Here is a 26,709-nt window from a genome sequence, read left to right on the forward strand (position 1 = left end):
CACACGCTTCCTCAGATTTCGTCGCCTTTCTGGCACGCTCCTCAGGTCCCGTCGCCTTTGTTCGAACGCTCTCGCACTTCCTGCCGGTTTAAAGGAAATGCTCTCTCACCGGGTGATAGAGCGTCGGCCCGAAACCTGCAGGAGGTGATAGAGCGTCGGCCCGAAACCTGCAGGAGGTGATAGAGCGTCGGCCCGAGACCTGCAGGAGGTGAGAGTGCGTTGAGGGTTAGGGGATGCGTTTGCCGCCCGAGCGGTTGAGGAAGAACACCAGCACGGCAGCCAGCAGGAGGAACGGCGCCACCCACAGCAGGAAGGCCACCGCCTTGATGACGGCGCCCATGATGAAAAACACCACGGCGACCGCAAGGATGGTCCATAAAAGTTTCTTCATCACTTTCCCCTCAATTTTCGGGCATCACTTCCCCAGCGTCGCTGCGTACTGCCCCACCCGGTCCTTCCCCAGGGCAGCGCCCACAGCGGCGGCGGCACCGTAGTCCGGCAGGATGATCGACTGACCGTCCGTGCTGGTCCCGAATCCCGCCGTCGGAAGCGTGAAGAACACCGCGTCCTGCATCCGGACATTCCGCAGGCTGTACACGAGGCTGGCCAGGGCGGTCGCGTTCAGCCCCTTGTCCACCGTGATGTACTTCGACGCCGTATTGACCAGCTTGTACAGCGTCACCGGGTTGGTCAGTGTGCGGGCGGACAGCAGCTTGGCCAGGGTGGAGCGCAGGAACAGCTGCTGGTTCGCGACGCGGTGAAAGTCGCCGTCGGCGAACGCGTAGCGCTCGCGGACGAACTCAAGGGCACGCTGGCCCTCCAGTTTGTTCACGCCGGCGGGGAAGTGCTGGTGCGTGTCGAAACTGGCCGTGAACTCCACCGGATTGTTGACGTCCACGCCGCCGAGCGCCTCGGTGATGCCCCTGAAGCCTTCGAAATCGATCATGACGGCGTGCTGGATCCTCTGCCCGAACAGGGATTCCACGGTCCTCACCGCCAGCGGCATGCCGCCCTGCTCGAGCGAGGAATTGATCTTGGCTTCGCCGTATCCGGGGATCGTAACCCAGAGGTCGCGCATGAGCGAGATGCCGTAGGCGTGCTTCCCGTCGGCCGCCAGATGCACCAGCATGAGGACGTCCGCGCGCTGGTTTGGCAGGCCGCTCGGCGCCGGGGCGTCGCCCTTGCGGTGGTCGCTGCCGATCAGCAGGATGTTCATGGGCAGCGTGGGCGGCGGTGGCGGTTTCACCGGTTTGGGCGCCGGCTTCCTGGTGGGCGGGGGCTTGGTGGTTGCCGTCTGTGCGGGGCTTTCGGGGGCCGCGCTGATTTCCGTCTTGGCGGTCTGGGTATTCCAGATCTGGGCCAGGCTGAAGAGGAAGCCACCGGCCGCCAGGGCTATCCCGAGCAGCGCTGCCAAAACTATGTTGCGAATGGTCCGCTTGGGTTTGGCGCCGCCATTGGCGCCTGGAGCGGGGTCGCCGTTGCCCCCGGCTCCCGGACTGTTCCGGGATTTCATGATCGGACCGTACCACCAAAAGTTGCCCGTGAGAACGACGGCGGTCGGGCCAGTTTATGAGGGCGTGTTCAGCCGGGCGAAACGAAGGATGGAGATGATTGCAGGGGCCAGTTCGTCCTCCATTTGCCGGTAATATTCCTCGCTGCGGCGGTAGGGGTCAACGACGTCGTTGTCCGCGGCATCAGGGGCCAGCGCGAGGTGGCGCACCGATGCTGCCCGGGCGGGAAGCTTGCGCCAGAGCCTGGTGTTGGCCGCGAGCCGTTCGCCGTTGAGGCCGCCGCTCATGGGCGCCTTGCCTCCACGCTCCTCCAGGACGTCGAGCATCCGGGCAAACTCGCGGATGGTGAACGTGCGCTTTAGCAGCGAGGCATCCAGCTGCAGCACTTCTCCCCGGTGGCCGGAGGTCATGGTGAGGACCAGGTCCACGTTCCGGAGGATCTTGCCTGACAGCTGCCGTGCCGCGAAGCCGTCCGCCGTGCCGCCGAAGGTATGGATGATGTCCGCAGAGAGCGGCTGGACGGGCTCGCCCACCAGGGCCCGGGTTCCGGCGCTGCGCACCTCGAAGCCGCCGGGAAGCACCTGGTCCAGGCCGGCCTGGAGGAGGCGTTCCGCCACGGGGGAACGGCAGATGTTGCCCGTGCAGACGGTCAGGATTCGGACTGGCGAAGGCGATTCCACGTATTGGCTCTCTCAGGCTGGTGCGCAGGACAGGTCTGTCCCACCGATTCAACTTAACATGTGAGCCACCCTGCGTTCCGGAAGAGCTTCGTGCGCCCTCCCAACCAACTCCCAGCTTTCCTTCATGCTGCTGCCGGGCTAGTGGTGCCAGCATGGAGCCTGGACCCCTGGAGCCTGGCTTATTGAACCGGGACCGCGAACCGACATTGCTGCAGAAGGCAGGATCCAATGAGAGCTGCTCCGATTCAAAGGTGGCACTGGCATGGGTTACCCCGGCACGGCTCCCGTCAGCGCAGGCCCGCGGGAGGGAGACTCCTGCGGGCCGCGCTCCCCGCCGCGATGCTGGCGGTGGCCCTCACCGGGCTTGCTGCCTGCGGAACTGGCGCGCCGCCGTCGCCCTCGCCTTCACCGGCCGCGGCAACAAGACCGGGGCACATCTTTGTCATCAATTTGGAGAACAAGTCCTTCCGCGACGTCTGGAACGACCAATCCGACGCGGAGTACTTGTCCCAGACCCTGCGTCCGCAGGGCGTGCTGCTGAGCCGGTACTACGCCGTCGGCCACGCCTCCCTTCCCAACTACATTGCCCAGATCTCCGGGCAGGCCCCCAACACCGCCACCGAAGGCGACTGCCCGGTGTATAAGGCGTTCGACTCGGCAGGCACGGGGCCGCTGGGGCAGGAGCAGGGCAGCGGCTGCGTGTACCCCGAGTCGGTGCAGACAGTTGCCGGCCAGTTGGCTGCGGCCGGCAAGACTTGGAAGGCGTACATGGAGGACATGGGCGATCCCTGCCGCCATCCGGACCCCGGCACCGAGGATCCGGACCACGCTGCAGTAGAAGGCGACCAGTACGCCACGCGGCACAACCCGTTCGTGTACTTCGCCGGGATCACGTCCTCACCCGAGTGCCAGCGCAACGACGTCGACTTCTCCCATCTCGCCGCTGATCTCAAGAGCGTGGCAACAACACCGAACCTCTCCTACATCAGCCCCAACCTGTGCAACGACGGGCACGACAGTCCATGTGTTGACGGGCGGGAGGGTGGACTGGTCTCGGCCGATGTATGGCTCCGCAAGCATGCTCCGGAGATCATGGCCTCCCCGGCATACAGGCAGGACGGGATGCTGGTCATCACCTTCGACGAGGCGGAAGGGAAGGAAAGTGCGGATGCGGCACTGCCCGGGGGAGCGGCGGGCGGACTGATCGGGACTCTGGTGCTGTCACCGCTGGCCAGGGCGGGCACAACCTCGGACCGTCTGTACAACCACTACAGCCTGCTGGCCAGCATCGAGGATGCCTTTGGGCTGCCCTATCTGGGGAACGCCGCCGCGCCCGGGCTCAACCGCTTCGGGGCCGATGTTTTCAGCCGCTGAATCAGCAGAAATACCAGCAGCGCGGCCGCAACGTGCGCGTACAGCAGCACGTGCAGCGGCTGGGTTGGCACTCCTGCCAGCAGCAGGCCGGGGCCGGTGAACTGGACGGGGTCCGCGTGTCCGTGGCCGCCCACGTTGGCGGCCGGCGTGGTGGCCAGCGGGTCGGAGAAGAAGGCAAAAGCCCAGTGAATGGCCTGCTGTTCCACGCCGGCCAGCACCAGCAGCGCCCAGTTCGGCACACCGATGCGGAGGACCACCGTGCCGGCCAGGCTCAGCAGCGCGGTGGTGGCGACGACGATCGGTGCCGCAGGCACGGGATGCCCGGACACCCCGTGGATCAGCAGGCCCAGGACAACACTCGCGGACCCGAAGAGCCAGCCGGCAACGGAAAACTGCGTGCGACCTCCACGTTCCGCCATGCGCCTATCCTCCACCAGGTTGCCCGCCGGTGCCAGAGGCTCCTAGTAGGCTGGCCATGAGAGTTCTCCCGATCTGCCGTAAGGACAGCGTGGAATGGCAGCACTCATGAACGAGCCAGCGAAGAAGGCCGGGTTCCCGGGCGGGGAGGGCGAATTCGTCCCGCAGCGGATTGCCGGCCCGGTGGTGGCAGGCGTCGTGCCCGGGCAACCGCCCGCCGTCGTGCAAAGCGCCGCCCGGCTGGCCTACTCCCTGAACGTCAAGCTCATCTGTGCCTATGTGGACATCACCTCCTACCTCAGCAACGAGCGCGACGACCAGGACCTGCTGCAAACGGCAGGGCAGGAGGGAGCCGTTGACGACGTCGAGCAAACCAGCGCCCATCTGAGGGAGCACCTGCAGGCTGTCCTCGGCAAGGCCGGGATCCGCTGGTCGCTGCTGACCCTTGTGGGCGAACCCGCGCGGGCGCTGGCCCAACTGGCCGATTCGGCGGATGCCTCCGTCATTGTGGTGGGCACGCGCGAAGGCAGCGTGGGTGCCCGGCTGGAGCAGCTGCTGCTCGGCTCGGTGGCCGGCCACCTGACACACTGGCAGACGCGGCCGGTGGTTGTTGTTCCGCTCGCCCCGCAGCGACGGCACCGACCGAAGGAGGACGTCTGACGCCTTTTCGACGGGACTGAGCCGACGCGACACGACTGACGGTCCAGACCACCGACACCATCCACCCACCAAGATGAATGCGAGGGACTCCACATGGCCGACCTGATCGATTTTCTGGAAGCGCGGATCACTGAGGACGAGGCGGATGCCCGGCGCGGACTGGAGACGGAGGGATCGGCGGGACCCGCGGTCGGCTGGTTCCATCCCGGGCGCGTGCTTTCAGAATGCGCGGCCAAGCGGAAGATCCTGGGCAACGTCCCGCTGGTCACCGATGTTCCCGCCGCCATCGGTGCCACGAGCGAGTATGTCCTGATGTCCCTCGCCGCCGTTTACAAGGACCATCCGGACTACCAGGAAGGCTGGGCCGTTGACGGGCTGTAGGCCCTAGCCGGTAGTGCCTGTGTCGTCGTGCGCGGAACCCACGGGCTTGGACTCGGGTGAGCCGCGCTGACGGAGATAGATCGACAGGACCACCATGGAACCGACAGCGAGAAACTCGGACTGCCAGTTCTGCAGGGTGCGGTTCCAGAACTCAGGCGAGACGATGTACTCCGCCCAGCTGACGGGCTGCTGGAAATTCTTGATCTGCTCCTGGTTGTAGTTGCTGCTTCCGGCGATGGACTGGGCCAGCCACGACAGGAGGAAGATGAGCCCCATCGTCACCCCCAGCGAGTTGGAGTAGAGGGTGCGCCGCCATCCGGACACGCGTGCCCACTTGGGTGACTTGGCGTTGCTGAACTCGCCTACGAGCTGTTCCCTGTCCGACTCGGGGCCGGGCTTGTTCAGTTCCTTGGACTCGGGGGATCCCTTCTGCACGAGCCAGATGGTCGCGAAGATGTACAGCAGGAACTGCAGGTATTCGGACTGCCAGTTTTCCGAGACGTCCACTGCGAAGTTCGACGACGCCAGGTACTGTCCGAGGCTGATCTCCTCCAGTCCGGAGGCCACCTGCTCCTGGTTGAACAGGGCATGGCCGGTGAGTGCCTGACCCAGCAGGGCCAGGAGGAAAATCAGGCCGAAGAAGAGGCTGAGGCCGTTGTTTCTGAGTGCCTTTTTCACGGTCCGCCTATCCCCGGGCAAGCCCGACAGCGACCATATAGGCCAGTCCGCCGAAGATCAGGACGAGATACAGCGCAAAACTCCAGCGCATGCTATTTGCCTCCTACTTCGCAGATGTACGGCGCTTCTTCCCCATTGGGGGTGCAGCCTGCGCCCGTGACTTGCCAGCCGCCAGCGGATTGGGCCAGGAAGACGGTATCGTGCTCGAACTCAACGAACGCGACGCGGCCGTACTGCTCCGTGCTCAGCAGCTTTCCCGGGTCCGGGATCTTCGCCTTCTCCAGCTGGCTCTCGCAGGTGCCGGCGTCACTGGACCGTGCCGTCTCCTTCCGCGTTTCGGACTGCAGCAGCGAGCAGGCCGCCGTCATGTTGGAGCCGGCCATGTCCCGGTGGAACGCTTCGGCCGCCTCGGTGGCCTGCGTTCCGTCCGCGGCGGCGCACCCGGAAAGCACGCAGCCTGAAAGCGCGAGCAGGCCAAACCGGAGGCCTCTGCGGGCCCTAGGCGTCTTCACGTTCCGGGTTTTCTAACCGGAAAAAGTTGGACTGCGTTCCGTCCGTGCGTTGTTCCTGGTAGATGAAGTTGAGGCGGCGGCCGTCAAACGTCTTGAACCATTCCTCCCAGCTGACGCGGCGCAGGTTGCTGTCGTCGCGGCCAAAGTCGATCCGCAGCACGCCCAGGTGGTCCCCGTGTTCGGTGCCTTCAACAGTGGCGGGGGTTCCCCCGCGTTCCTCGGCCCATTGCCTGATGACCTCGTGATGGGTCGTGGCCAGGCTGCGGCCTTCGCGTTCGGGTTCATCCTCGGTGGAGGTGACTTCCTGTGAATACTTGAGCGAGCTGGACGAAGCGTCCCCGTGCCTGATCTTGCCGCCCTCGGGGCCGGCGCCCAGATCGTCAGCGTCAGCTCCGCCGCCGTTGTTGCCTCCGCCTTCGGAACGGGCCTTGGCAACTTCCTTCACTAGCTCCTCCTTGCGCATGCCGGAAGTTCCGCCGATGTTCTCGTCCTTCGCCTCCTGCCGGAGTTCATCGACCTTCATTTCCCGGAGCTCGGTCTCGCTGACCTCTGGCGTGTTAGGGGTTTGGTTCCCTGGCTGATCACTCACGGCATTTCCTCCTCCTGTACCGACACCGACAATAATAAGGTTACTTATTGTTTAGTCCGTGCCGGGAGTGCCGTCAAGGTGGCACGCCTGCTGAGCTGGTGGAATAGGGGCTGGCGAAGTCCAGCGGCGGGCGTGGCCACTTTTGGGGCGTAGGGAATCCATGGGTGCCGGCAATGCCCGACGGCGGGTGGTTGGGTCAGCGACGAGCGCGCCGTCCCGAATGACGCGTCACTCCCCGAATGGATTGCCCAGTTCGTAGATGGCGTGGTCCAGCAGGTCCCGCTGGATGGGGCGCAGCATGTAAGAGCCGTGGAGGTAGGCCTCGATCTCCATGGCGCCCGCGTCACCGCCGATGCTGAAGTAGTGCATCCAGAGCTTTTCCATATCGAGTTGGGCCTGCCGGAAGGCCCGGGCGGTCCGGTTTCTTTGCGCCTCTCCGTCCTGGTCAGCGTTCATGGCGTCCGGCGTCGGATTCCGCGGTGGGTTCCAGTATCCGCTGCGCCACCGCGCTCAGGAGGATGCCCTCTGCCCGGGCGCGGCTGATCATCGCCTGCAGTGCCGCCCGCTCGCCCACCCGCAGCCGCTCCATGAGCACGCCCTTGGCCATATCGATCAGGCTCCTGCTGTGCAGGGCGTCCTTGAGGACGTCGCTGACGTGCGCGGCGCGTTCCCGCGCCTGCAGGTTGGACAGGACGAGCGCCGCGGGACCAGCCAGGAGAGCCAGGACCTGCTCGCTGTGTTCGTCGAAGGCCCCGGGCTGGTCGGCATAGACCTTGAGGGCCCCGATGGCCCCGGGCCGGCTGCGTCCGCCCAGGTCCGGCACCAGGAGAGGCACGCTGATGCAGGACAGCATCCCCATGCCGGTGCTTGCCTGGCTCCACGCCGGCCAGCGTTGTTCGGTGCGTACGTCCTCCACCAGCACGGTCCGGGCGCTGGCCCAGGCCGTGAGGCAGGGACCTTCACCGAGGCGATACTGCAGCCGGTCGGCTTCTTGGACGAGGCTGTTGGTGGAGGCAGTGCTGGTGGGCCGGCCCTGGGCATCGATGAGCGTGCCGCCAGCGCCGACACTGCCGGCCAGGCTTTCGTGCGCGGCCTGGGCGAGGCTGCCCACCGCCTGGTCGACCACCGGTTCCGTGAGGAGCAGGCCCGAAACCCAGGCGAAGATCTCAGGCAGTTCCGCTGCCATTGGTTGCTTCCGCGTCACGGGGTGGCCTCACATCTCATCGGGGTCGGGAACATCCCTCTGGGCGGTACGTCCGGCAGGTGCTCTCCATCATAGTCACGGGCTTCCGGGCTGCTGGCCCGCTCACTCCGGCGTCGTGTCGTCACGGTATGCCCGCTGTGGAAGCTGTGCACCGTTGAGGATGTCCGTTGCAATCTGCTTCAGCTGTTGTTTGTTGGATTGCGCCATTTTGTGGAGTACCGCGGCCGCCTCCTCGCGGCTGCCGCGGGTCTGGGCCATGACCAGGCTGAGGGCTGCGTCAATGACCGCCCGGGACTGCAGGGCGCCGTGCAGGCCTTCGGGGAGGACCGCCAGGCGGTGGACGCGGAGCGCAAGGCGTAGAACACGGGACAGGGACCCGGCGTAGGTTTCGGCCGCGGTGATGGTGGCCGCATCGAAGGCCGAGGTTGTCCGGGCGTAGCAATTCAGCGCCGCAGCAGCGCCCGGACCGGCGTCAATGGGAACGGCGAGGATGGACGCCACGACGTGGTCCGTGACCGAGTCCGAGTACCCGCGCCATCTGGCGGAGGCCCTGAGGTCCTCCACCAGCACCGTGCGGCCTTCACGCAGGGCGGTCAGGCATGGCCCGTCGTCGAACCCGTACTGCTTCTCATCCATCCGCCTGGCACTTTCGCTGCTGCTGGCCACGGTGATCGCCCGTCCGTCCCGTTCAACGGAGATTGCACACATCAGTGGTTCCGGCGCGGCGAACTGGGAAGCAGAGAAGACCGCCAGCTCGAGGAGGAAATCATCAAACCCCGGGCTCTCCAGCAGCAGGTCCTGCAGTTGCTCCAGCGTCGGCGGGGGAGTGGGCGCCGGCTGCTGGCCTGAGTCGTCGTTGGCGGCCATAACCTGCCTCGGTTCACGCGGAGCCGGGTCCTCCGATCCACTGTATGCAACCGGACTCCAAGTCCGGGAATGATCGCGGACTCGCGCCCGCGGCTCGTTGTGCTCGCACGGTCTTCAGCGCCCCGGGACTCCCGGCGCGCCGGGGCGTGGCACGCAGGAACCCGTCTGTTTGATGGGCGCTTCGCCTTCATTTCGAGCCTACTCCCTCTGGGTCACGCGAGATACAACGCCGGTGAAACGGCGCCTGGCCGCTGCTGTCTGCCGGGCACCTCTACCGGGCCCGGACGCGCTGGAACGCTGCATCCGGAGATCGGCGGATGCAGCGTTCCAGGTCTCAGTGTTTCCAGGCTTTGCGCCGGGACCTACGTGTTTTGGACGTGGTCTTTGGCGTCGGTGGCGGTTGCTTTGACGTCCTGGGCGGCGGTTTGGCCTTCGTCCTTGACGTGTTGGGCGGCGTCGGTGGCGGTGGCTTTGACGTTTTCCACGGCTTCCTGGGCGGGTTCCTTCCAGCCCTGGGCCATGTCCTTGGCGGCTTCGGTGAGTTGGGTGGTGACCGGTTCGGCCGCGGTCTTGAGGGCGTCGGCGGCTTCGCGTTCCTTTTCGCTCGGGGGGATGAGGGAGGAGACGAGGAGCCCGGCGCCGAACGCGATCAGGCCGGCGGCGAGGGGGTTGCCCTGGGTTTTGGCGGCGACCTGGTGGGGTGCGTCGGCGATCGCTTCGCCGGCGTCGTGGAGGGCGTTGCCGGCGGCGTCGGTGGCCTGGTGCACTCCGCTGGTGGTGGAGTGGGCGGCGTGGTGGAGGCTGCCGGTGGCGTTGTGGGTGGTGTGCTCGGCGGTGCCCATGACTTTCTCCTTGACTCCGAAGACGGCGTCCTTCACTTTGCTGGTTTGGCGGTGGACGATGTTGGAGGGGGTGACTTTGTCGGCGACGGCGTCCACGTTGGTGCCGAGGCGGGCGCGGGTGGCTTCGATGTCGGCGCGGATGGCGTCCGGGTTCTCACTCATCGGTGGTCTCCGTTCGGTTTGAGGGTGGGCGGGATTTCCCGTGCTGTTTCGACGGTCTGGGGCATGCCTTGGATGGTTTTGAGTTCCTTGCGTCCGAGGGAGGCGAGGATCGCGGCGATGATGCCCCAGATGATGGCGACGACGACGGCGGACCAGCCCAGGCCCATGAGTTCGCCGAGGGCGTACCAGAGGGCGATGGAGAGGAACAGGAGCACGAAGTGGCCGGCGACGCCGGCGCCGGCGAGCATGCCTCCGCCTTTGCCGGCGCGGGTGCCGGATTGTTTGAGTTCGGCTTTGGCGAGTTCGATTTCCTGCCGGATCAGGGTGGACAGGTCCCGGGTGACCTCGCCGAGGAGGTCACCGAGGGAGGTGGTGTCGGCCTTGGCGTGCGCGGTCGTCTGCGGGGTATCGGGTATCTGGCTGCTCACAGGGGACGCCCCCCACCCTCGGTATACGGGTCCTCGGGGTCGCGCAGCGGAACGCCTGCCGAGCCGGGTGCATCAAAGCCGGGGCGGGCGGGCTCGCCGTACACGGTCTCGGCGTAGGTGGTCGGAGTCGCCTGCGGTGCGTCATACAGGGGAGCGGCCGGTGCTGCTGTCAGGCTGCTTTCCGTCACCGGCGGCTGGACGGGGTACTGGGGCAGGGTGCCGCCGGCGGATCCGTAGCCTGCCGCGGTTCCGGTTCCGGTTTCCGGGGCGCCGGCCTGCAGGCTGCGGCCAAGGCGTCCGGCGAGGAGGCCGGCGCCTGCCGCGAGGAGCAGGAAGGTGCCCGGGCGCTGGCGGGCGAAGGACTTGACCTCGTTCAGGAGCGAACCCGGATCCCGGGCGTCCAGCCAGGATGCGACAGATTCGGAGCGGTCGGCGGCCTGGCGGATGAGGTCCGCGGCCACGCCCTGTTGGTCCGGTGCGTCGGCCATGGTGCGCAGCTGTGAGGAGATGTTGCGGATGCCTTCGGCGGCCTTGGTCTGCTGGGTGCCGGCCTGGTCGGTGAGGTCCGACTTCGCCTGGTGCAGCAGGTCCCGGGCGCTGTTCTTGGCCTCAGAGGCAACGTTCTTCGCCTCGGTCTTGGCCGTTTCGGCCACGTTCTGCGCGGCCCCGGCGGCGTGGCCCGCCACGTTCGCGGCCTCATCCTTCGCGACGTCCTTCTTCGAGGAGCCGTCATCCTGGTAGCCGGTAGTACCCGTGTAGTCTGCGGTGCCCGCGCCGGTGGTGCCGTGGCCATTGGTGCCCGCTCCGGTTGTGCCGTAGCCCGTGGTGCCCGAGCCGGCGGTGCCCAGGCCCGTGGTTTCGGTGCCGAATGGGTTCTCGGTCATCATTGCTCTCTTTCCTTTGAGGGTTAGCTGCTGCTGATGAACCAGCACTCAGCAATAGTAAGCATGATTAGTATCTAATAGTAAGTAGACTTCCTACATGAGTTGAAAAATTACGGAAGGCCCCGTGACCGGTCCCGATCCCCTCTCACTTCCTGCAGGTAAATTCCCAACCCCTCCTCACTCTCTGATAGAGCGTTCGGGTGAAGGCGGCAGGATCTGATAGAGCGTTCGGGTGAAGGCGGCAGGATCTGATGGAGCGTTCGGGTGAAGGCGGCAGGATCTGATGGAGCGTTCGGGTGAAGGCGGCAGGATCTGATAGAGCGTTCGGGTGAAGGCGGCAGGATCTGATAGAGCGTTCGGGTGCCGGCGTCGAACGTATGCTTGAAAGATGAGCGCTGCAGCCGCATCAACCGTCACCTTTGAACGCCGCTTCGCCACGGAGCTGGCGGAGATGGCCATTCCCTGGAAGGCGGAGGAGGTCCCTGCCCCGAGGCTGCTCGTCCTGAACAAGCCGCTGGCCGCCGAGCTGGGCCTGGACCCGGAGTTCCTGCGGAGCCCGGAGGGGCTCGCGCTGCTTATCGGCAATGCAGTGCCCGACGGCGCCACTCCCGTTGCGCAGGCATACTCCGGCCACCAGTTCGGCTGGTTTGCGCCACGGCTGGGTGACGGCCGCGCGCTCCTGCTCGGTGAGATTTCCGACGTCGAAGGACGCCTCCGGGACATCCACCTGAAGGGCTCCGGCCGTACGCCCTTTGCCCGGGGCGGCGACGGTTTTGCTGTTGTGGGGCCGATGCTGCGTGAATACATCGTCAGCGAAGCGATGCACGCCCTGCGTATCCCTACCACACGGTCGCTCGCCGTCGTAGCCACCGACCGTTCCGTCCAGCGGGAGACGGTGCTGCCGGGTGCGGTGCTCACACGCGTCGCAAGCAGCCATCTGCGCGTGGGAAGTTTCCAGTATGCCCGGGTCGCCGGTGATAACGGGCTCCTGCGGCGCCTTGCGGACTATGCCATCGCCAGGCACTATCCCGATGCGGCGGGGGCGGAGAACCCGTATCTCGCCCTGTTCGACGCGGTGATCAGCGCGCAGGCGTCACTGCTGGCCCAGTGGATGCTGGTGGGCTTCATCCATGGCGTCATGAACACGGACAACATGGCCATCTCGGGGGAGACCATCGACTATGGCCCGTGCGCCTTCATGGACGCCTTTGACCCTGCCACCGTCTACAGTTCGATCGACGAGACCGGACGCTACGCCTACGCCAATCAGCCGCTCATTGCAGAGTGGAACCTGACGCGCCTGGCGGAGGCAATCCTGCCGCTGTTCGACGAGGACGAGGAGCGTGCGGTCGAGCTTGCCCAGGAGTCGCTGGGTGCTTTCCGCGAGCAGTACAGCGCCGCGTGGCTGGCCGGCATGAAGGCGAAGCTGGGCCTGGGCAGCAGCATCGCTGAGGAGACCGCCTCGCCAGTCATTGACGACCTCCTCGCACTGCTTAAAGAGGGGCGCGTCGACTACACGTCGTTCTTCCGGCGTCTCGGGACCACCGCCCGCGGCAAGGACGGTCCGGCGCGGGAGCTGTTCCCGGAACCGGGTGCCTTCCTTGCCTGGGCCGAACGCTGGCGGGCCCTGAGTCCGGACGCCGCCATGATGGACCGGGTCAACCCGGCGTATGTGCCCCGCAACCACCTCGTTGAGGAAGCACTCAGTTCTGCGACCGGCGGTGACCTGGACCCGCTCCGGCGATTGCTGGAAGCGGTGACGGACCCCTATAACGAGCGTCCCGGCGTCGAACGTTACGCAGAGGCTGCGCCGGAAAGCTTTGGCCCCTACCGGACCTTCTGCGGAACCTGACCTGTTACGGGCCGGGGTGGACGAGCGTGTCCGGCTCCAGCTCGCTGGCCGGTGCGTCGGCGAGTCCCTGCGGGGTGAGGTCCAGCTCATCCAGAGCGGCCATGGCTGCGGTCGGGGCGGCGTCCAGCCCGGCACCCGGGGCAATGTTGTTCGTCATGGTTCTCTGTCTCCTGAAGTAAGCGGGACGTGCATTGTGTGCTAACTGGCTATTTTCCTTGGAACTGGCCAGCGCGCCAAAATTGCGCGGCGGCGGAAAATGCTGTAGCCGGGGTCGGTCTAACCGGCCCAAGCCTACGGAGTGAGGCAATTCCCGACGGTGGCAGCCACCTTCCGCGCAGACCGTCACGGCCCGCAACCAGGCAGTTTTGTGACGGCTGGTTACACCTCTCCGCCGCCGATGATGTCCAGGGAGAGCTGGTGCAGTGGTTGCTCCCGCCGCCGGGATGCGCTGATGAGGGTGGCGAGGGCCTGGTCGCGGCTGACGTGGAGGCGCTCCATGATGATCCCGGTGGCCGTTCCGATCGCATCCCGGGCGCCGAGGGCACCGATGAGCCCGTCGCTGAGGCGCTGGGCGGTGTCGCGGGCCTGGGAATTGGCGAGCATGAGTGCGGCGGGCCGGGCCAGAAGCTCGATCAGGCGGATGGCCCTGGAATCGAATCCGTTTGGAATGGGGGAGTACACCTTCAGTGCCCCGATGGCGCCGTCCGGAGTTGATAGCGGCGTGCTGATCACCGAGCGAAGGGGCAGGTCGGCGATGGCGCGGCTCCAGGCTGGCCAGCGGTGGTCGGTGCGGCAGTCCTCAACCACGACTGTTGCCTGCTGGGCCCAGGCGGTCAGGCATGGCCCCTGGCCAAGGTCGTACTGGAACTGGTCTGCCTGCAGGATATCGGGATCAGTGAAGGCCGTGCTGGTGCGCCGGCCGCGCGTGTCCATCAGGCTGACTCCTGCGCCCAGGGTCCCGGGGATGGCTTCCTTCAGGGCCTGGGCAAGCGCGGAGACGGCTTCGTCGACGGTTTCGTGGGTTAGCAAAAGGTCGGCGATCCGGGCGGTGAGTGCCGCGAGCTCGTCAGCGAGGGGCAGATGCGCTGTCATTTCATGGCCTGGCTGGGATGTGGCGGCACGGCCGCCGGGGATCTGGCGGGCCGCAGGGGCGGATCGCGGGCCGTGCAAAAGTGGCTGCTGAGACAGGCATGCGCTGTCATTCCTCTCCTGAGTGCACAGAGTGCCGTCCCGGTGGCAGACTGCCGCGTGGAAATCGATTAAGACAATTATTTCAGTGCACGGCGCCTGCCGCGAGGGGGTAATTGCCCTTGAATGGCAACGAATTCGTGCCTGACAGCTCCGGCTGGAAAATGCCGCAGCCATTGCGTCTGCGCCGGTCTTGTCAGGGGATAATCGGTTAAGAACACGTGTGTATCTGTCGGATTGGGGCAAAGGTGACGGAACGTGGAGGAATCGGAGAACGGGTCGCAGCGGGTGAGGCGGAGCTGTTCAAGGTGCTGGCCCATCCTGCCCGGGTCCGCGTTCTGGCTGTACTCGCATCGGGCCCGGCTTCGGTGCCGGAGCTGTGTTCGGCCACGGGGTTGAAGGCGTCACATCTGGCCGGTCAGCTCGCTCAGCTGCGGGCCCAGCATCTGGTGGCCGGCCGCCGGGCAAACGGGCGGCTGCAGTACTGGCTCGCCTATCCGGAGATCGCCGACCTGCTCGCCGCCGCCGAGTCCGTGCTGACTGCCCGTGCGGCTGCCGACGCTGGTGGTCTGGCCGGTCTTGGAGCATTCCGTTCGGGATCCGCCCTGGGCGGATCCAACGGCGCAGGCATCGGTCCGGGCAGCGACGCCACCCTGACGGACGAGTCCGCCGCTGTATTGGAGCAGTCCCTCGGCAGGCGCGCCCTGATAACCGACGCCGTCCGATCCGTCAGTGCGAGGACCGGCCGCAGTCCGGAGCAGGCCCTGGCCGGACTGTTGACCGAGGCCCGGGAGCGCCGCCTCACGCTCGCCGAGGTTTCCACCGAAGCGGTGGCGGAACGGGGAACCGAATAGCGCCGGACCGTCCGGAACGGGATCCTGCAGGTCCCGAAAAATTTCGGTTTGGGCACTAAGGGTTTGTCTATTGACGGCGTGGCGGCCCTGGGCGAGACTCGTTATTGAGGAATTGATGAATTGATCGTTTTTTCAATCCTCTCCATTGGGGGCCCTCTGCTCCGGCAGGCGCAGAGGGACCGGAGCATCGCGGAGCGGGTGGAACATTCACCGTCCGGGGGCCGCGAAACAGGCGGAAAGGGGCCGGAACAGCGTGGTTCCGTCCCCTTTCCGATTCCCGCGCGAACCCGGAACAGCCCGGGTCCGGAACTAAGCGGATCCGAAACTACTGGCGTTCGAAGAGGCTCAAAATATTGCCTTCGCTGTCCAGGAACCAGGCGGCCTTCCCGCCGTCGGTCGCAGCAATCCCGTTCTCGGTTTTCAGCCCCGGAAAATCGTATTCCTCGAACACGACGCCGCGGCTCCGCAATTCCTGAACGTCCCGCTCGACGTCGTCCGTTACCCAGCCCATCTGGGTGTTCTTTGCGGTGCCGGCGTTGTCAGTTTGGTAGACCAGGAACCTGGTGCCGTTGCCGCATTCGTACATGACGTTGTCATCCGCAGGTTCCACCGGTTCCAGTCCCAGCTTGTCCCGGTAGAAAGCCTTCGCCCTACCCACATCCTTCGCCGGAAGCACGGCCGCGATTGCTATGTCCTTGAGCATGACAGTTCACTCCTCGTTGAGTCGATGGCGCTGTTGAGTTGTTGGCGAGGGTTCCCCTGATCGGTGCCGGAAACGGACTGGCCGTCCGTGCCCGCGCCGCGTCGCCGCCGGTTTCGCCGACAACCGGGCGGCCACCTGGGACCCCGGGGCGCCCGGCCTGCACCGCCGGGGGCGGGGTCCCCGAAGTTTATGGGGACATTATGGAACCGAAGTGCCACCTGCGGATATAGGACGCGGAGACAGGAAAGCACGACGGCGGCTGGCCGGGTGCAGTGCGGCGCCCGGCAACGTCCGCGAAGGTGCTAGGCGCGCGACTCAAGGCCGTGCGCGGTCAGCGGACCCACGGGGCAGAGCTTGTTGACGGTCTCCGTGAGTTGCCGCGGACGGAAAGGCTTGACCAGGTAGGCGGCGGCCCCCGACGCCATGCCGGCCATCTCGTCGTCGAGCTCCGCCCGGGCGGTGATGAACAGCATCGGCGCGTCGGAGCGGGCGCGGATATGCTGCGCCACCTCCAGGCCGTCCATGTCGGGCAGGTTGAGGTCCACTGTCACCAGGACAGGGTGGTGTTCCCATGCCGCGGCGACCCCGTCAGCACCATTGCCCACGGCATGAACATCAAATCCGATCCGCGTCAGAATCAGTGTGAGCAGATCGCGAATATCCCGGTCATCCTCGATGACCAGGCAGAGCCCCCGTGAACCCAACGTGCCCCCCGGCCGGTAGTAGGTGTGCACAGTCTATGGCGGAAACCTCAAGAAGTGCACGCCCGCACGAAAAAGCCCCGCACCATTGTGAAGGCGGTGCGGGGCTTTCCGGGGACGACCATCCGCATGGGGGAATAGGATGGGGCCCCGCACAAAGTTACCCGTGCGTAGGTTTGTCCTTCAACTGTACGATTCCCGTTATTCGGGCAGTTCCATCTGGAAACCGCATGTACACCTGAGGACCCGTGTAGACAGGTAAACATCCAGCGTGTCGTCACCTGTGCCTTCTGTGGACAGCGGCGCGGACAGCCTGCGGACCTCCGATTCTGCCTTGGTCATCGGCTGCCCGCAGTGCATGTAATGGCCGCCGAAGATCAGCACGTCCCCCTTCTGCTCGCGGCGGCCCAGGACTGCGGACAGCTCGGCCACCTGCGCGGGATGTTCGCTGAAGCGCCGGCACCGGCTGCAGGTGTAGGCAACCAGGACGACGTCGGTGGGACAGTCCGGGATATTCATCACCGATCTGATGGTTAGGTAGCGGTCGGTGCCGCAGTTGGTGCACCTCACCGGCAAAACGCGGGCCCGGTCGGCGTCGTCTGCGCCGTCGGAGCGGAAGTCGGGGGATCTGAGTGACATGGTCAGCTCGCTAGCGGATAGCTGGCCAGGATGTAATCTGCTGCGGCGCGTCCCTTCATCCGCCGCCGGGTGCCGCGGGGGTTGACCCTGCACCGGCGCATGCCGGCCCGGAAGGACGAGTCGGACTTGGGCGTCAGTCCCTGGATCAGGCACCAGCTCGTGTACAGCCCGTACAGGCAGTCAGGCCCCAGCGGGCTGTCAGTGTCCGGAGCGGGGGAGGTGGCGTCGGAAAGGAATTTTTGGAAATGCGAGGGGGCCATGTCAGGCTCTTTCCTCAGGTGCAGGGTGGCCGCCGTGAGGCTGCAGCGGCAAAACCTTCGGGCGCTGCACAACGCCGGAAGGGGTCCCCAGCGGAAAAGTCGCGGGGGTTCCTCAAATGAACTTACCCCCCAGTAGCTCAGTTGTACATAGGAGCGGTCAGGACCCCGGCGTGCAGTCCTCGCGCTCCGGGGCGAACCGGAACCAGTCGGGAAGGTCTGCGGTATAGGCCTTGGTGATGGCGGGAGTTCCCGCGGAGCGCCAGTCCACCACGGCCCTGACCTCCACCTCGTTCTTGTTCCATTCGAACCAGTTGATCATCTTCAGCTGGGGGTAATCCTTCGGGATCTGCGCGTCGAACAGCTGCCGCCACCAGGCCTGCTTGATGGCCAGCTCGGCGGCGCCCTTGCGGCTGGGGACACTCAGGGCGGCGGTTTCTGGGATCGCCACGGGCTTGCCGCGGCGCTTGCCGTATTCGCCGTAGAAGTCGGGGACGGCGAGGTCGTTGCCGCCGTCGCCCTGGTATTTTCCGGTCAGCTGCTGCAGGAACTTGCCGGGCTCGGGAACCACGTTGGCGCCCCATGGGTAGGTGTTGCCCCAGTGGTACAGCGACATTCCCACCCAGTCCACGGCGTCGTCGCCCGGGTAGTAGGGCGCGTAGGGGTCGTCCGCCCCGGTCACCTCACCGTTCCTGTCGGTGTCCAGTGCTGTGTGCGCCGCCGTTCCGGCCACCGCCTGGTGCGCGCCGCCGGTGAAGGGGTAGCCGCCGCCGTAGTTCGGCGCCCACATGGTGGCGCTGCCGGGCGCGAGCCTGTGGATGGAGCCGGCGACCCGCCGGAACGCTGCCTTGTACTCGGCCGGCTTTTGGCCCCATTCGTACCAGGAACCGTTCATCTCGTGCGCGAACCGAGCGATCACCGGAACCCCGGCCTTGTTGAACCGGTCCAGCGTGCCGGCCAGCTTGTCCGTCACCGCCTCGGTCACAGCGGCGAGGCCCTTCCGCGGCTCCAGCGTCAGCAGCAGGATCCCGCCCTCGGCCCGCACCTGTTCGTACGCGGCCTCCACGTTCGTTGCGTCGGCGGCCGTGAACGGGAACTGGGTAAAGCTGACCACCACGGCCGGCCGGCGGCCCAGGCCGTCGGTGTACTGCTGCAGCGTCCCGTGCTCCCAGTCCAGATTCACTCCGGACAGAATGCCCGACGACGGCGCCAGCTCGGTCCCGCGGGTCACCGTGCACCGGGCTGCGGTCGGGGTTGATGGCTCTTGCGCCTGTGGAGCGGGTGAGCAGGCCGCCAGCACCAGGCCCGCCACTGCAGTTGCCGCCATCCATCCCCAGCTGATGTTCACCCGCACCAATCTATGCCACCCCATCAGAAGTCCCTGGATCAGAAGTCCCTGAATCAGAAGTCCTGTCCAGCGTGCCGGTTTCCTCTACCGGTGCTGTCGAGGAGTGACGACGGTCCCCGGGACGCCGTTGACCGTGACCGCGGGACCTATGCTCCGGGTTGCGGGCGCGTCCGGAGCCAGTTGAGTGCTTCTTCGGTGTCCGTGAAGTATTGGTTTGGGCATTTCGGCAAAGTGAGCCCGACGAGCCGGTGGGCCACGAGCCGGTCCACCGGGGATTGTCCCACGAGGGCAAGAGCGGTCACCATGACCGCCTGGGCGTACTGGACCATGGCGTCCCTGTCGATCATGGCGACTCCGGCCAGGCGGAGCAGTACGCCCGCAGGCTGTCCGTCGAAGACCGTGATCAGCCGGTTTCTGACGATCGAACTGTGTGCGGCGGTAATCCGCACCCCCGGCTGGAGCGTGATCCCTACCAGCCCGTCGTCGATCCGCTCAACGGCGGCGCTCAGTGGACGCACGAACCCATCTCCCCCCGGACGCAACCACACTATGGGCCCCTTGCCACGACGGAACTACTGTGCGGCCTCACGTGCGTACGAGAATAGCAAACATGGGCTGGCTGTTGTGGGGCCGGCGGCGGACTGGGTTAGGCAGCCAGGTCCCGGAGGGTGGACCAGGGGCCACCGCCGCCGGCCTGCTTAGAGTTTCCGCTTTCGTCCTTGTAAGAACTTTGGAGTTCCCTTGGACCGGCACGGGGGAGCGGGGGGGTTTCGCGGGGATCGCTCCAAGGTGTCCCAGCTATTTCCCCATGTCAGCGGGCAATAGTGGCAGTGTCCTGAAGGGAACGGAATCCGCGCCCCGAACCTTCAGAACTGCCGGGTCCGGACGCACTCCCCCTCACGCGCCGGACCCGGCAACACCCTCCGTGGCGGCGTGGAAAATGACGGGCGTGTTGCACAGCCCACGTTCACAGGCTGTTCACCCCGAGCTGGTTCCATAGATACATGGACACGAACGCTGGCAACGATCACGACGCCGATCTTCCGGCGCTGTGGGGAATGATGACCCCGGGGGCGGAGACGGAGATCCGGAAGCCGGGCCGCCCCGCCCGAACCGGTCTTGCCGGTAGCGTGCCAGTTGACGGCTCGGTCGTCTTCGCCTGGCTCGACGGGCAGGCGACCCGCAGGCTGCATTTTGCTGGAGATCCGCTGGTGGTCCTGCGGGAACTGGAGCACGCGGAGGCCTTCTAGTGCCGCATCATGGGGGTCCGGGCGCGGCGCCAGTCCACACACCAGTGCCGCCGACCCGTGAAGTTGTGCCTCGGGCGGGTTTTTGTCAGAGGGGTCTGGAAGAGTGCTGCCTGGGACGGATCGGACGTCCCGCGAGTACCATCGGAAACATTCAGAGCCCGCAGGGTTCTGGAGACTGGAGCAGCACATGCAACTTGGCGCTTTCTCACTCAGCCTTGCCGTCAAGGACATCGCGGTCTCCGCGGCGTTCTACGAGAAGCTGGGATTCACCAGGTCCGGGGGCGACATCGGCCAGAACTGGCTGGTCCTGCGGAACGGGCAGACGGTGATCGGCCTCTTTCAGGGCATGTTTGAGAAGAACTCCCTGACCTTCAACCCGGGCTGGAACCAGGACGCGCAGCAGCTCGACTCGTTCACCGACGTGCGCGACCTCCAACGCCAGCTGAAGGACCGGGGCATCCCCTTCGTTGCCGAAGCCGGCGACGGTGCGGGCCCGGGCAGCTTCATCGTGGTGGACCCCGACGGCAACCCCGTCATCGTGGATCAGCACGTCTAACCCGGTTTTCGTCTTAAGAGGAGAAGGGAAAATGTCCACTAACCCTGAGGATCTGGCCAGCGTTAAGGACTTTGTCAGCGTCCGGTACATGGTGGACGACGTCGACGCCGCCGTCGGGTTCTACACGAAGCACCTCGGCTTCACCGTAAGAACGAACGCGGCACCGGCGTTTGCCGACGTCGTGCGTGGCCAGTTGCGCCTGCTGCTCAGCGGACCCACCAGTTCGGCGGGCAGGCCAATGCCCGACGGCGCGGTCCCGGCACCGGGCGGATGGAACCGCATCCATCTCGTCGTGGGCGACATTGCCGCCGAGGTGGACAGGCTGCGGTCCGCGGGCGTTCCGTTCCGGAACGAGATTGTGAAGGGCCCGGGCGGCCAGCAGATCCTGCTGGCGGATCCGGCCGGCAACGTCGTCGAGCTGTTTCAGCCCGCAGGCGCCTAAGCGCCGACAGCGCACAGCCCCGTCCGCCGGATTCGGGCGAATCCAGGTGACGGGGCTGTGCGGCCAGAGGCTCGGGGCGGCTGTAGCGCCCGGCGAAGCAGGGAGCTGTTAGTGGGCTGCCGTGGCCGGGATCTTGTGGACCAGGTAGATGGCGCCGGTGGTGACGTCCTCCTCGAGTGCCTCGAGGGTGCGGCCCCGCGTTTCCGGGACCTGGGTGTAGATGAAGATCAGGGCCAGGATGCCCACCACGCCGAACATGAAGAACGTTCCGGTAATGCCCACCGATGCCACGAGGGTCGGGAAGAACAGTCCCAGGAAGGCGTTGGCGATCCAGAGGCAGAAGATGGAGACGCCGATCGCGAAGCCGCGGATGTGCAGCGGGAAGATCTCCGAGAGCATCACCCAGACGGCGATGTTGAGGAACGTCTGCATGGAGCCGACGAAGGCAACCACAAGGAAGAGGATCACGAAGGGCCGTGCCGGGTTGCCGACGGGCAGGGCGATGGAGGCGATGCCAATCAGGAAGTGGCAGATGGTGGTCAGCGTGAAGCCGAGGAGCAGGGTGGTGCGGCGGTTGACGCGCTGCATCATGGTGAGCGCAATGACGCCACCGACGACGGCGATGACACCGGGAGCGATGTTGGCAATGAGGGCGGCGCGGGAGTCGAAGCCGGCCTCAACCAGCACGGACTGGCCGTAGTACATGATCGAGTTGATGCCGGTCAGCTGCTGCGCCACGCCCAGCCCGATGCCGACGAGCAGGATGCGCAGGATCCACTTGTTCTTCAGGGCGCCCCAGCCGGACAGGTTCATTTCCTTTTCCTCGTCGGCCAGGTGCTTGACGTCTGCCATCTCCGCTTCAGCGCGGTCGGATGAGCGGATGGTCTTGAGTACGGCCAGGGCTTCCTGGGTGTGGCCCCGGGAGATGAGCCAGCGGGGGGACTCCGGCATGCGGAGCATGCCGAGGAACAGGGCGACGGCCGGCACTGCGGCGACAGCGAGCATGATGCGCCAGACGCCGCCGAACTCGCCCCAGAGGTTGCCGATGATGGCGTTGACCACGAATGCCGCCAGCTGGCCGATGACGATCATGAGTTCGTTGCGGCCGGCAAGCGAGCCGCGGATCTCGTAGGGAGCCAGTTCGGCGAGGTACACGGGCACCACCGAGGAGGCGCCGCCGACGGCGAGGCCGAGGATGACACGGCCGGCCACCATGACCTCGAAGTTCGGCGCGAACACGCAGGACAGGGCGCCGAGGAGGAACAGGACGGCGAGCAGGATGATCGTCTTCCGGCGGCCCCAGGTGTCGGAGAGCCGGCCGCCGCCCACGGCGCCGGCCGCGGCGCCGAACAGCAGGGAGCTGGTGACGATGCCCTCGGTGATCGGGGTGAGGCCGAGATCGGCGGTCATCGGCCGGAGTGCGCCGTTGATGACACCCGTGTCGTAGCCGAACAGCAGGCCGCCGAAGGTTGCCACCATGGCGACCATGCCGAGGCGCTTGCGGTGCGGGCCGTTTGTGAGCGGCGGCAGCGAGGGCGTATGCGCGCCGTCGCGCTGGGCTTGGGTAGCAGACATAAGGACTCCTTTGTCTCAAGTTTGCGGGACGTGTGCCCGCTGTCACATCTAGACTAACGCGCGAAAGGCTCAAATGTAAGGTCAAACTTACAAATGAGCCAATTTTCTGCTGTTTCCTGCCATGGGAGGATGGCGGTATGACGATTCAGCGCCAGCATCGCCCGGCCACGCAGGCCGATGTTGCGCGCGCAGTCGGGGTCTCCCGGACGCTCGTTTCCTTTGCCTTCCGCGGCGCCGGCGGCGTGAGTGATGAGACCAAACAGGCGATTTTCGACGCTGCCAAGCGTCTGGGGTACCGGCACAACGCGGCAGCCGCCGCCCTGGCAAGCAAGCAGCGCACCGCCGTCGGGCTTTACCTCCTGGACCTCCGGAACGAGGTCTTTTCGGATGTCCTCAACGGCGTGAGCCTGGCGCTGCCGCAGGCGCGCAACCGGCTCATCCTCAGCGTCTCCCGCTCGATCGGCGGCGAGGACCGGGGGGCCGTTGACTCGCTGATCGAGGCGCGGGTGGGGATCATCATCGCCGCGACGCTGCTGGACCCCGACGAAAGAGTGAGGGAGCTGGCGCAGCTGGTCCCGGTGGTCAGCGTGACGCGCCGGGTGGAGGGCGTGGACAGCGTGTACCCGGACGACCGTGCGGGTGCGCGGGCCGCCGTCGACCATCTTCTTGGACTGGGGCACACGCGGATCGCGCATCTGGCCGGGCCGCGTATTGACGGGCATACTGTCCGCCGCGAAACCTACGAGCAGATGATGCTGGCCGCCGGCCTGGCCCCGCAGACCGTGGCGGCCGATGATTTCACCCAGGAGGCCGCGGAGCGGGTGGCGGGGGAGCTGCTGGGCAGGCCGGACCGTCCGACGGCCGTGTTCACGCACAACGACCAGTTCGCGCTGGGTGTGCGGGAAGCCGCCTACGCGATCGGCCTGACGATTCCCGGGGACCTGTCGCTGGTGGGCTATGACGACTCGCGGACCGCCCGGCTCCACGGCATCGACCTGACCTCCGTGGACCTTCACGCCGTGGAGCTCGGGAAGATCGCCGGAACCGTCGCGCTGGAGCGGCTCGACGACCCCGGCGCCCCCGTCGCGGACAGGTGCGTGACGCCGGAGCTGGTGGTCCGCGGTTCAACGGCCCCTCTCCGCTAACTCCCTTTGAGTTTTTGTCCAGATATCACGAGTTGAACCCCCTCCAAGTCGCGACAAGTGGACAAAAACTCCACCGCCTCGGTCGGTTGGGTCGCCTCGGTCGGTTGGGTTGCCTCGGGTGGGCCGTCAGCTGCCGCCGATTACCGTGGACCTCGGCACCTGGCGGCCCGGATCCAGCAGCGCGGCAATGGCCCCGGCGATTTTGGCCCCGCCCTGCACGGAGGGTTCGAGCGCGTTTGCGTAGTCGCCGTCGTCCGTGCAGATGATCCGGAGGTCGAGCACGCTGAGGCCGCGGGAAAACGCTGCCCTGGTGACGCAATCGTTGAAAACCGTGAGAGCGGTCCGGATGATGCGGTAGAAAGGACCGGCGGAGGGCGTGTCGTAGATGGTGCAGACCGCTGCGGGCAGCCCGGCCGCTGAAAGGGCCGTGGCCATGAGCTCATAGTCGGCGGCGAACTGCTCCTGGGCATCGGCGAACAAGGTCACCGACTCCGCCACGGATCGTGCGGGTGCTTCGAGGAGGTGGGCGAACCCGAGCGCATCGTTGCCGCCGGCGCTGACTATGAGGTGGGTGGCATCCTCGGGAAGGGCAAGCAGCTGGCGGTTGACCCCGGCGATGAGGTCGCCGTCGAGCGCCAGCAGCGTAGCCTTCCAGCCGGGCGGCAGCTCATCACGCAACTGCTGGGCGACGTCGGGCCCGCCGCCGACGTAGGCCTTGTTGTCGAAAATCGAGTCCCCGAGCAGGACGATGTGGCCGCCGTTGCTGCTGTCCATGCCGCATCGTCCCACGAAAGGCGCGGCGCTGACGAGGGGGTGGGACCGGCTCAGCGCTCGATCCTTACCGCCTCCACCACATCTTCCACGTGCAGCCTGTGCATCGTGCCCTGCCAGGTTTCATACCTGCCGTAGTTTGCCGGATCGAGCGCAAACTCCCAGCTCTGCTCAGCTTCGGCCCTCAGGTCTTCGGGCCAGCCCGCGATGCCGGCGTCTCTGGCGCCGGCCGCCTTGAGCCGGTCATCGAAATCCTCAAGCACTTGGTCGATACGGGCACTGAAGGCGTCGTCGCTCTCGCCCGGGAGGTCCGGGACAAACGGGCAAGCGTTCAGCACCGAATGCCAGTCCGCAAAGTTCGAGAGCAGAACCCGCCGACAATTTCCCGGGCACCGCGAAGAAACCGAAGGACAGCCGTTCCAGCCGGCGATTCCGGTGCGGCGGACGCGCCGGGGGAACACGAGTTTTTGTCCAGATGTCGCGGGTTGGACGCCCTCGAAGTCGCGACAAATGGACAAAAACTCCAGCCCCTCCAGGCCTGGAGGCCGCAACGCCTCTTGATGAAAGTGCCCGGTCTTGTTGCACTTGAGTACGCAGGTCTGTGGGCGCGCACGCTTCCTCCGGCGACTCCGGGCTCCGACCGCCAACCTCAGGAGACCGCCATGACCGCCGACCCCGCCAAGAAGCCTTCCGTCCTCTTCGTCTGCGTGCACAATGCCGGCCGGTCCCAGATGGCTGCCGGGTTCCTCACCAGCCTGGCCCGGGGAGCGATCGAGGTCCGGTCGGCCGGCACCCAGCCGTCGCACGAGGTGAGCCCGTCCGTGGTCGAGGCCATGGCCGACGTCGGCATTGATATCTCCGGCGAGGTCCCCAAGGAGCTCACCACCGGTGCCGTCCAGGAGGCCGACGTCGTGATCACCATGGGCTGCGGCGATGAGTGCCCGGTGTTCCCCGGCAAGCGCTACGAAGACTGGGAGCTCGCCGATCCCGCGGGCAAGGGCATCGAGTCGGTCCGCCCGATCCGCGACGACATCCGGACGCGTGTCGAGGCCCTGGTCACCGAGCTGCTGCCCGCCCGGCACGCCGACGCCCAGTGACAATTTCCGGAAAGAAGCCCGAAGAGAAGCCTGAAGAGAAGGAGCCAGCAGTGAGCAAGAACGCCAAGTCCGAGGACACCGGCACAGGGGTGGCCGGCGCCAGCGAAGCCAGCAGTGCAGAAGCCGGCAGTGCAAAGGTCACCAGCGAACAGCTGATCATCGTCGGCTCCGGGCCTGCCGGCTACACCGCCGCGATCTACGCAGCCCGGGCCGGCCTGAAGCCGCTGGTCCTGGCCGGCTCGGTCACGGCCGGCGGGGCGCTGATGAACACCACCGAGGTGGAGAACTTCCCCGGCTTCCCGGGCGGGATCCAGGGGCCCGAGCTGATGGACGGCCTGCAGCAGCAGGCGGAAAAGTTCGGTGCCCAGGTGGTGTTCGACGACGCCACGTCCGTTCAGCTCAAGGGTCACCTCAAGCGCGTGGTCACCGGCGCCGGCGAGACGTATGAGGCCCCGGCGGTCATCCTGGCCACCGGCTCCGCGTACAAGGAACTGGGCCTGGCGGAGGAGAAGCAGTTCAGCGGCCACGGCGTCTCCTGGTGCGCCACCTGCGACGGGTTCTTCTTCCGCGACCAGGACATCATCGTGGTGGGCGGAGGCGATTCCGCGATGGAGGAGGCCACCTTCCTGACCCGCTTCGGGAAGTCCGTGACCGTCGTCGTCCGCAAGGGCGAGCTGCGCGCCTCACGCATCATGGCGCAGCGGGCCAAGGACAACCCCAAGATCAGGTTCGCGTGGAACTCGGCCGTCACCGCGATCCACGGCAACGGCAAGGTCAGCGGCGTCACCCTGACCGACACCCGGACGGGCGAAACCCGGCACCAGCCCGCCACCGGGCTGTTCGTGGCGATCGGGCACGTGCCGCGCACCGAGCTGGTGGCCGGGCAGGTGGAGCTCGACGGCGAGGGGTACATCAAGGTGGATTCGCCCACCACCTGCACCAACCTGAGTGGCGTATTCGCCTGCGGGGACGCCGTGGACCACCGCTACCGCCAGGCGATCACCGCCGCCGGCACCGGCTGCGCCGCCGCCCTCGACGCCGAGCGCTACCTGGCCGCGCTGGAGGACGCGGACAGCATCGCCACAGCACTGGTCGAGGAACCCACGCACGCCTGACGCCGCTGAGCACGGCAGCAGGTCAGC

Annotated in this window: 35 protein-coding genes; 11 read left to right on the forward strand and 24 right to left on the reverse strand. The window is 66.3% G+C overall.

The features are described from left to right. Positions 1 to 226: 226 nt before the first annotated feature. Genes ACFTSA_RS00715 through ACFTSA_RS00725 form a run of 3 tightly spaced genes read right to left on the reverse strand, consistent with a single transcriptional unit; the run spans position 227 to position 2,191 of the window. On the reverse strand, positions 227 to 391 hold the full coding sequence (locus tag ACFTSA_RS00715; RefSeq protein WP_377948677.1) for a hypothetical protein: 165 nt from the start codon (positions 389 to 391) through the stop codon (positions 227 to 229). A gap of 24 nt (positions 392 to 415) precedes the next feature. Beyond that, positions 416 to 1,513 carry an LCP family protein gene (locus ACFTSA_RS00720; RefSeq protein WP_377948679.1) on the reverse strand — a complete coding sequence of 366 codons (1,098 nt, stop codon included), beginning with the start codon at positions 1,511 to 1,513 and terminating at the stop codon, positions 416 to 418. A 54-nt stretch (positions 1,514 to 1,567) separates the two neighbouring features. Then, positions 1,568 to 2,191, reverse strand: a complete 624-nt coding sequence (locus ACFTSA_RS00725; protein WP_377948682.1) for a low molecular weight phosphatase family protein — start codon at positions 2,189 to 2,191, stop codon at positions 1,568 to 1,570. Between the two features lie 450 nt (positions 2,192 to 2,641). Here ACFTSA_RS00725 and ACFTSA_RS00730 point away from each other — a divergent pair, with 450 nt between their 5' ends. After that, a complete protein-coding gene (locus ACFTSA_RS00730) occupies positions 2,642 to 3,565 on the forward strand; it encodes an alkaline phosphatase family protein (RefSeq protein ID WP_377948684.1) in 924 nt (307 codons plus the stop codon). Here ACFTSA_RS00730 and ACFTSA_RS00735 read toward each other — a convergent pair. Continuing rightward, the gene (locus ACFTSA_RS00735) at positions 3,502 to 3,984 is read right to left on the reverse strand and encodes a hypothetical protein (protein WP_377948686.1); all 483 of its coding nucleotides are present in this window, start codon (positions 3,982 to 3,984) and stop codon (positions 3,502 to 3,504) included. The two genes, ACFTSA_RS00730 and ACFTSA_RS00735, sit on opposite strands and share 64 nt — an antisense overlap. 94 nt (positions 3,985 to 4,078) lie before the next feature. Between ACFTSA_RS00735 and ACFTSA_RS00740 the strand changes: the two genes are divergently transcribed. Next, positions 4,079 to 4,642 (forward strand): universal stress protein, encoded by a 564-nt coding sequence (locus ACFTSA_RS00740; protein ID WP_377948689.1) that lies wholly within the window; start codon positions 4,079 to 4,081, stop codon positions 4,640 to 4,642. Positions 4,643 to 4,735: 93 nt separating this feature from the next. After that, complete coding sequence (locus ACFTSA_RS00745; RefSeq protein ID WP_377948691.1) at positions 4,736 to 5,023, forward strand: DUF6221 family protein; 288 nt, start codon at positions 4,736 to 4,738, stop codon at positions 5,021 to 5,023. A gap of 3 nt (positions 5,024 to 5,026) precedes the next feature. Here ACFTSA_RS00745 and ACFTSA_RS00750 read toward each other — a convergent pair whose 3' ends face one another. The 9 genes from ACFTSA_RS00750 to ACFTSA_RS00790 form a co-directional block, all read right to left on the reverse strand. Beyond that, positions 5,027 to 5,701 carry a DUF6766 family protein gene (locus ACFTSA_RS00750; protein WP_377948694.1) on the reverse strand — a complete coding sequence of 225 codons (675 nt, stop codon included), beginning with the start codon at positions 5,699 to 5,701 and terminating at the stop codon, positions 5,027 to 5,029. Positions 5,702 to 5,793: 92 nt separating this feature from the next. Beyond that, the gene (locus tag ACFTSA_RS00755) at positions 5,794 to 6,213 is read right to left on the reverse strand and encodes a hypothetical protein (RefSeq protein WP_377948696.1); all 420 of its coding nucleotides are present in this window, start codon (positions 6,211 to 6,213) and stop codon (positions 5,794 to 5,796) included. Beyond that, positions 6,200 to 6,802 (reverse strand): Rho termination factor N-terminal domain-containing protein, encoded by a 603-nt coding sequence (locus tag ACFTSA_RS00760; protein WP_377948698.1) that lies wholly within the window; start codon positions 6,800 to 6,802, stop codon positions 6,200 to 6,202. The genes ACFTSA_RS00755 and ACFTSA_RS00760 overlap by 14 nt, the downstream gene beginning before the upstream one ends. Positions 6,803 to 7,030: 228 nt before the next feature. Next, on the reverse strand, positions 7,031 to 7,258 hold the full coding sequence (locus ACFTSA_RS00765) for a hypothetical protein (protein WP_377948701.1): 228 nt from the start codon (positions 7,256 to 7,258) through the stop codon (positions 7,031 to 7,033). Next, entirely contained in the window at positions 7,248 to 7,988 is a 741-nt protein-coding gene (locus ACFTSA_RS00770) for a GAF and ANTAR domain-containing protein (protein ID WP_377948703.1), read from the reverse strand. Before ACFTSA_RS00770 ends, ACFTSA_RS00765 begins: the two co-directional genes overlap by 11 nt. A gap of 120 nt (positions 7,989 to 8,108) precedes the next feature. Further along, positions 8,109 to 8,873, reverse strand: a complete 765-nt coding sequence (locus ACFTSA_RS00775) for a GAF and ANTAR domain-containing protein (RefSeq protein ID WP_377948705.1) — start codon at positions 8,871 to 8,873, stop codon at positions 8,109 to 8,111. 362 nt (positions 8,874 to 9,235) lie between these two features. After that, entirely contained in the window at positions 9,236 to 9,877 is a 642-nt protein-coding gene (locus tag ACFTSA_RS00780) for a DUF3618 domain-containing protein (protein ID WP_377948707.1), read from the reverse strand. After that, positions 9,874 to 10,305, reverse strand: coding sequence for a phage holin family protein (locus ACFTSA_RS00785; RefSeq protein ID WP_377948708.1), 432 nt, complete (start codon positions 10,303 to 10,305; stop codon positions 9,874 to 9,876). Before ACFTSA_RS00785 ends, ACFTSA_RS00780 begins: the two co-directional genes overlap by 4 nt. Next, positions 10,302 to 11,192, reverse strand: a complete 891-nt coding sequence (locus tag ACFTSA_RS00790) for a hypothetical protein (protein WP_377948711.1) — start codon at positions 11,190 to 11,192, stop codon at positions 10,302 to 10,304. Before ACFTSA_RS00790 ends, ACFTSA_RS00785 begins: the two co-directional genes overlap by 4 nt. Before the next feature lie 385 nt (positions 11,193 to 11,577). Here ACFTSA_RS00790 and ACFTSA_RS00795 point away from each other — a divergent pair, with 385 nt between their 5' ends. Continuing rightward, positions 11,578 to 13,041 (forward strand): YdiU family protein, encoded by a 1,464-nt coding sequence (locus ACFTSA_RS00795; protein WP_377948713.1) that lies wholly within the window; start codon positions 11,578 to 11,580, stop codon positions 13,039 to 13,041. A gap of 4 nt (positions 13,042 to 13,045) precedes the next feature. Here ACFTSA_RS00795 and ACFTSA_RS00800 read toward each other — a convergent pair whose 3' ends face one another. Further along, complete coding sequence (locus ACFTSA_RS00800) at positions 13,046 to 13,198, reverse strand: hypothetical protein (protein ID WP_377948716.1); 153 nt, start codon at positions 13,196 to 13,198, stop codon at positions 13,046 to 13,048. Between the two features lie 221 nt (positions 13,199 to 13,419). Beyond that, positions 13,420 to 14,133: a GAF and ANTAR domain-containing protein gene (locus ACFTSA_RS00805; protein ID WP_377948718.1), complete on the reverse strand. Its 714-nt coding sequence runs from the start codon at positions 14,131 to 14,133 to the stop codon at positions 13,420 to 13,422. 344 nt (positions 14,134 to 14,477) lie between these two features. Between ACFTSA_RS00805 and ACFTSA_RS00810 the strand changes: the two genes are divergently transcribed. Beyond that, positions 14,478 to 15,083 carry an ArsR/SmtB family transcription factor gene (locus tag ACFTSA_RS00810; protein WP_377948720.1) on the forward strand — a complete coding sequence of 202 codons (606 nt, stop codon included), beginning with the start codon at positions 14,478 to 14,480 and terminating at the stop codon, positions 15,081 to 15,083. A gap of 325 nt (positions 15,084 to 15,408) precedes the next feature. Here the strand turns inward: ACFTSA_RS00810 and ACFTSA_RS00815 are convergent, their stop codons facing one another. The 6 genes from ACFTSA_RS00815 to ACFTSA_RS00840 all read right to left on the reverse strand — a co-directional run bounded on the left by ACFTSA_RS00815 (position 15,409) and on the right by ACFTSA_RS00840 (position 19,249). Beyond that, positions 15,409 to 15,786 carry a VOC family protein gene (locus ACFTSA_RS00815; protein ID WP_377948721.1) on the reverse strand — a complete coding sequence of 126 codons (378 nt, stop codon included), beginning with the start codon at positions 15,784 to 15,786 and terminating at the stop codon, positions 15,409 to 15,411. Between the two features lie 302 nt (positions 15,787 to 16,088). Continuing rightward, positions 16,089 to 16,520 (reverse strand): response regulator transcription factor, encoded by a 432-nt coding sequence (locus ACFTSA_RS00820; RefSeq protein WP_377948723.1) that lies wholly within the window; start codon positions 16,518 to 16,520, stop codon positions 16,089 to 16,091. A gap of 168 nt (positions 16,521 to 16,688) precedes the next feature. Further along, entirely contained in the window at positions 16,689 to 17,126 is a 438-nt protein-coding gene (locus ACFTSA_RS00825; protein ID WP_377948726.1) for a hypothetical protein, read from the reverse strand. 2 nt (positions 17,127 to 17,128) lie between these two features. Continuing rightward, positions 17,129 to 17,386: a hypothetical protein gene (locus ACFTSA_RS00830; protein WP_377948728.1), complete on the reverse strand. Its 258-nt coding sequence runs from the start codon at positions 17,384 to 17,386 to the stop codon at positions 17,129 to 17,131. A gap of 157 nt (positions 17,387 to 17,543) precedes the next feature. Beyond that, positions 17,544 to 18,731 carry a glycoside hydrolase family 26 protein gene (locus ACFTSA_RS00835; protein WP_377948730.1) on the reverse strand — a complete coding sequence of 396 codons (1,188 nt, stop codon included), beginning with the start codon at positions 18,729 to 18,731 and terminating at the stop codon, positions 17,544 to 17,546. Positions 18,732 to 18,877: 146 nt separating this feature from the next. Then, positions 18,878 to 19,249, reverse strand: coding sequence for a hypothetical protein (locus ACFTSA_RS00840; RefSeq protein ID WP_377948733.1), 372 nt, complete (start codon positions 19,247 to 19,249; stop codon positions 18,878 to 18,880). Between the two features lie 486 nt (positions 19,250 to 19,735). Between ACFTSA_RS00840 and ACFTSA_RS00845 the strand changes: the two genes are divergently transcribed. From ACFTSA_RS00845 to ACFTSA_RS00855, 3 genes are all read left to right on the forward strand, one after another. Next, positions 19,736 to 19,981 carry a hypothetical protein gene (locus ACFTSA_RS00845; protein WP_377948735.1) on the forward strand — a complete coding sequence of 82 codons (246 nt, stop codon included), beginning with the start codon at positions 19,736 to 19,738 and terminating at the stop codon, positions 19,979 to 19,981. 187 nt (positions 19,982 to 20,168) lie between these two features. Further along, positions 20,169 to 20,537: a VOC family protein gene (locus tag ACFTSA_RS00850; RefSeq protein ID WP_377948737.1), complete on the forward strand. Its 369-nt coding sequence runs from the start codon at positions 20,169 to 20,171 to the stop codon at positions 20,535 to 20,537. A gap of 31 nt (positions 20,538 to 20,568) precedes the next feature. Then, entirely contained in the window at positions 20,569 to 20,979 is a 411-nt protein-coding gene (locus tag ACFTSA_RS00855; protein WP_377948739.1) for a VOC family protein, read from the forward strand. 108 nt (positions 20,980 to 21,087) lie between these two features. Here the strand turns inward: ACFTSA_RS00855 and ACFTSA_RS00860 are convergent, their stop codons facing one another. Beyond that, positions 21,088 to 22,554, reverse strand: a complete 1,467-nt coding sequence (locus ACFTSA_RS00860) for a sugar porter family MFS transporter (RefSeq protein ID WP_377948742.1) — start codon at positions 22,552 to 22,554, stop codon at positions 21,088 to 21,090. A gap of 137 nt (positions 22,555 to 22,691) precedes the next feature. Here ACFTSA_RS00860 and ACFTSA_RS00865 point away from each other — a divergent pair, with 137 nt between their 5' ends. After that, complete coding sequence (locus ACFTSA_RS00865; RefSeq protein WP_377948744.1) at positions 22,692 to 23,699, forward strand: LacI family DNA-binding transcriptional regulator; 1,008 nt, start codon at positions 22,692 to 22,694, stop codon at positions 23,697 to 23,699. Positions 23,700 to 23,825: 126 nt separating this feature from the next. Here ACFTSA_RS00865 and ACFTSA_RS00870 read toward each other — a convergent pair whose 3' ends face one another. Next, entirely contained in the window at positions 23,826 to 24,473 is a 648-nt protein-coding gene (locus ACFTSA_RS00870) for a GDSL-type esterase/lipase family protein (RefSeq protein ID WP_377948745.1), read from the reverse strand. Positions 24,474 to 24,523: 50 nt separating this feature from the next. Next, entirely contained in the window at positions 24,524 to 24,808 is a 285-nt protein-coding gene (locus ACFTSA_RS00875) for a hypothetical protein (RefSeq protein ID WP_377948747.1), read from the reverse strand. A 324-nt stretch (positions 24,809 to 25,132) separates the two neighbouring features. Here ACFTSA_RS00875 and ACFTSA_RS00880 point away from each other — a divergent pair, with 324 nt between their 5' ends. Together ACFTSA_RS00880 and trxB are read left to right on the forward strand one after the other, a co-directional pair. Beyond that, positions 25,133 to 25,567 carry an arsenate reductase ArsC gene (locus ACFTSA_RS00880; RefSeq protein ID WP_377948749.1) on the forward strand — a complete coding sequence of 145 codons (435 nt, stop codon included), beginning with the start codon at positions 25,133 to 25,135 and terminating at the stop codon, positions 25,565 to 25,567. Positions 25,568 to 25,656: 89 nt separating this feature from the next. Beyond that, a complete protein-coding gene (trxB, locus tag ACFTSA_RS00885) occupies positions 25,657 to 26,682 on the forward strand; it encodes a thioredoxin-disulfide reductase (protein ID WP_377949797.1) in 1,026 nt (341 codons plus the stop codon). The last annotated feature ends 27 nt before the right edge of the window (positions 26,683 to 26,709 follow it).

Source organism: Arthrobacter sp. NPDC057013, from assembly GCF_042674585.1.
In the GTDB taxonomy this organism is placed as follows: domain Bacteria; phylum Actinomycetota; class Actinomycetes; order Actinomycetales; family Micrococcaceae; genus Arthrobacter.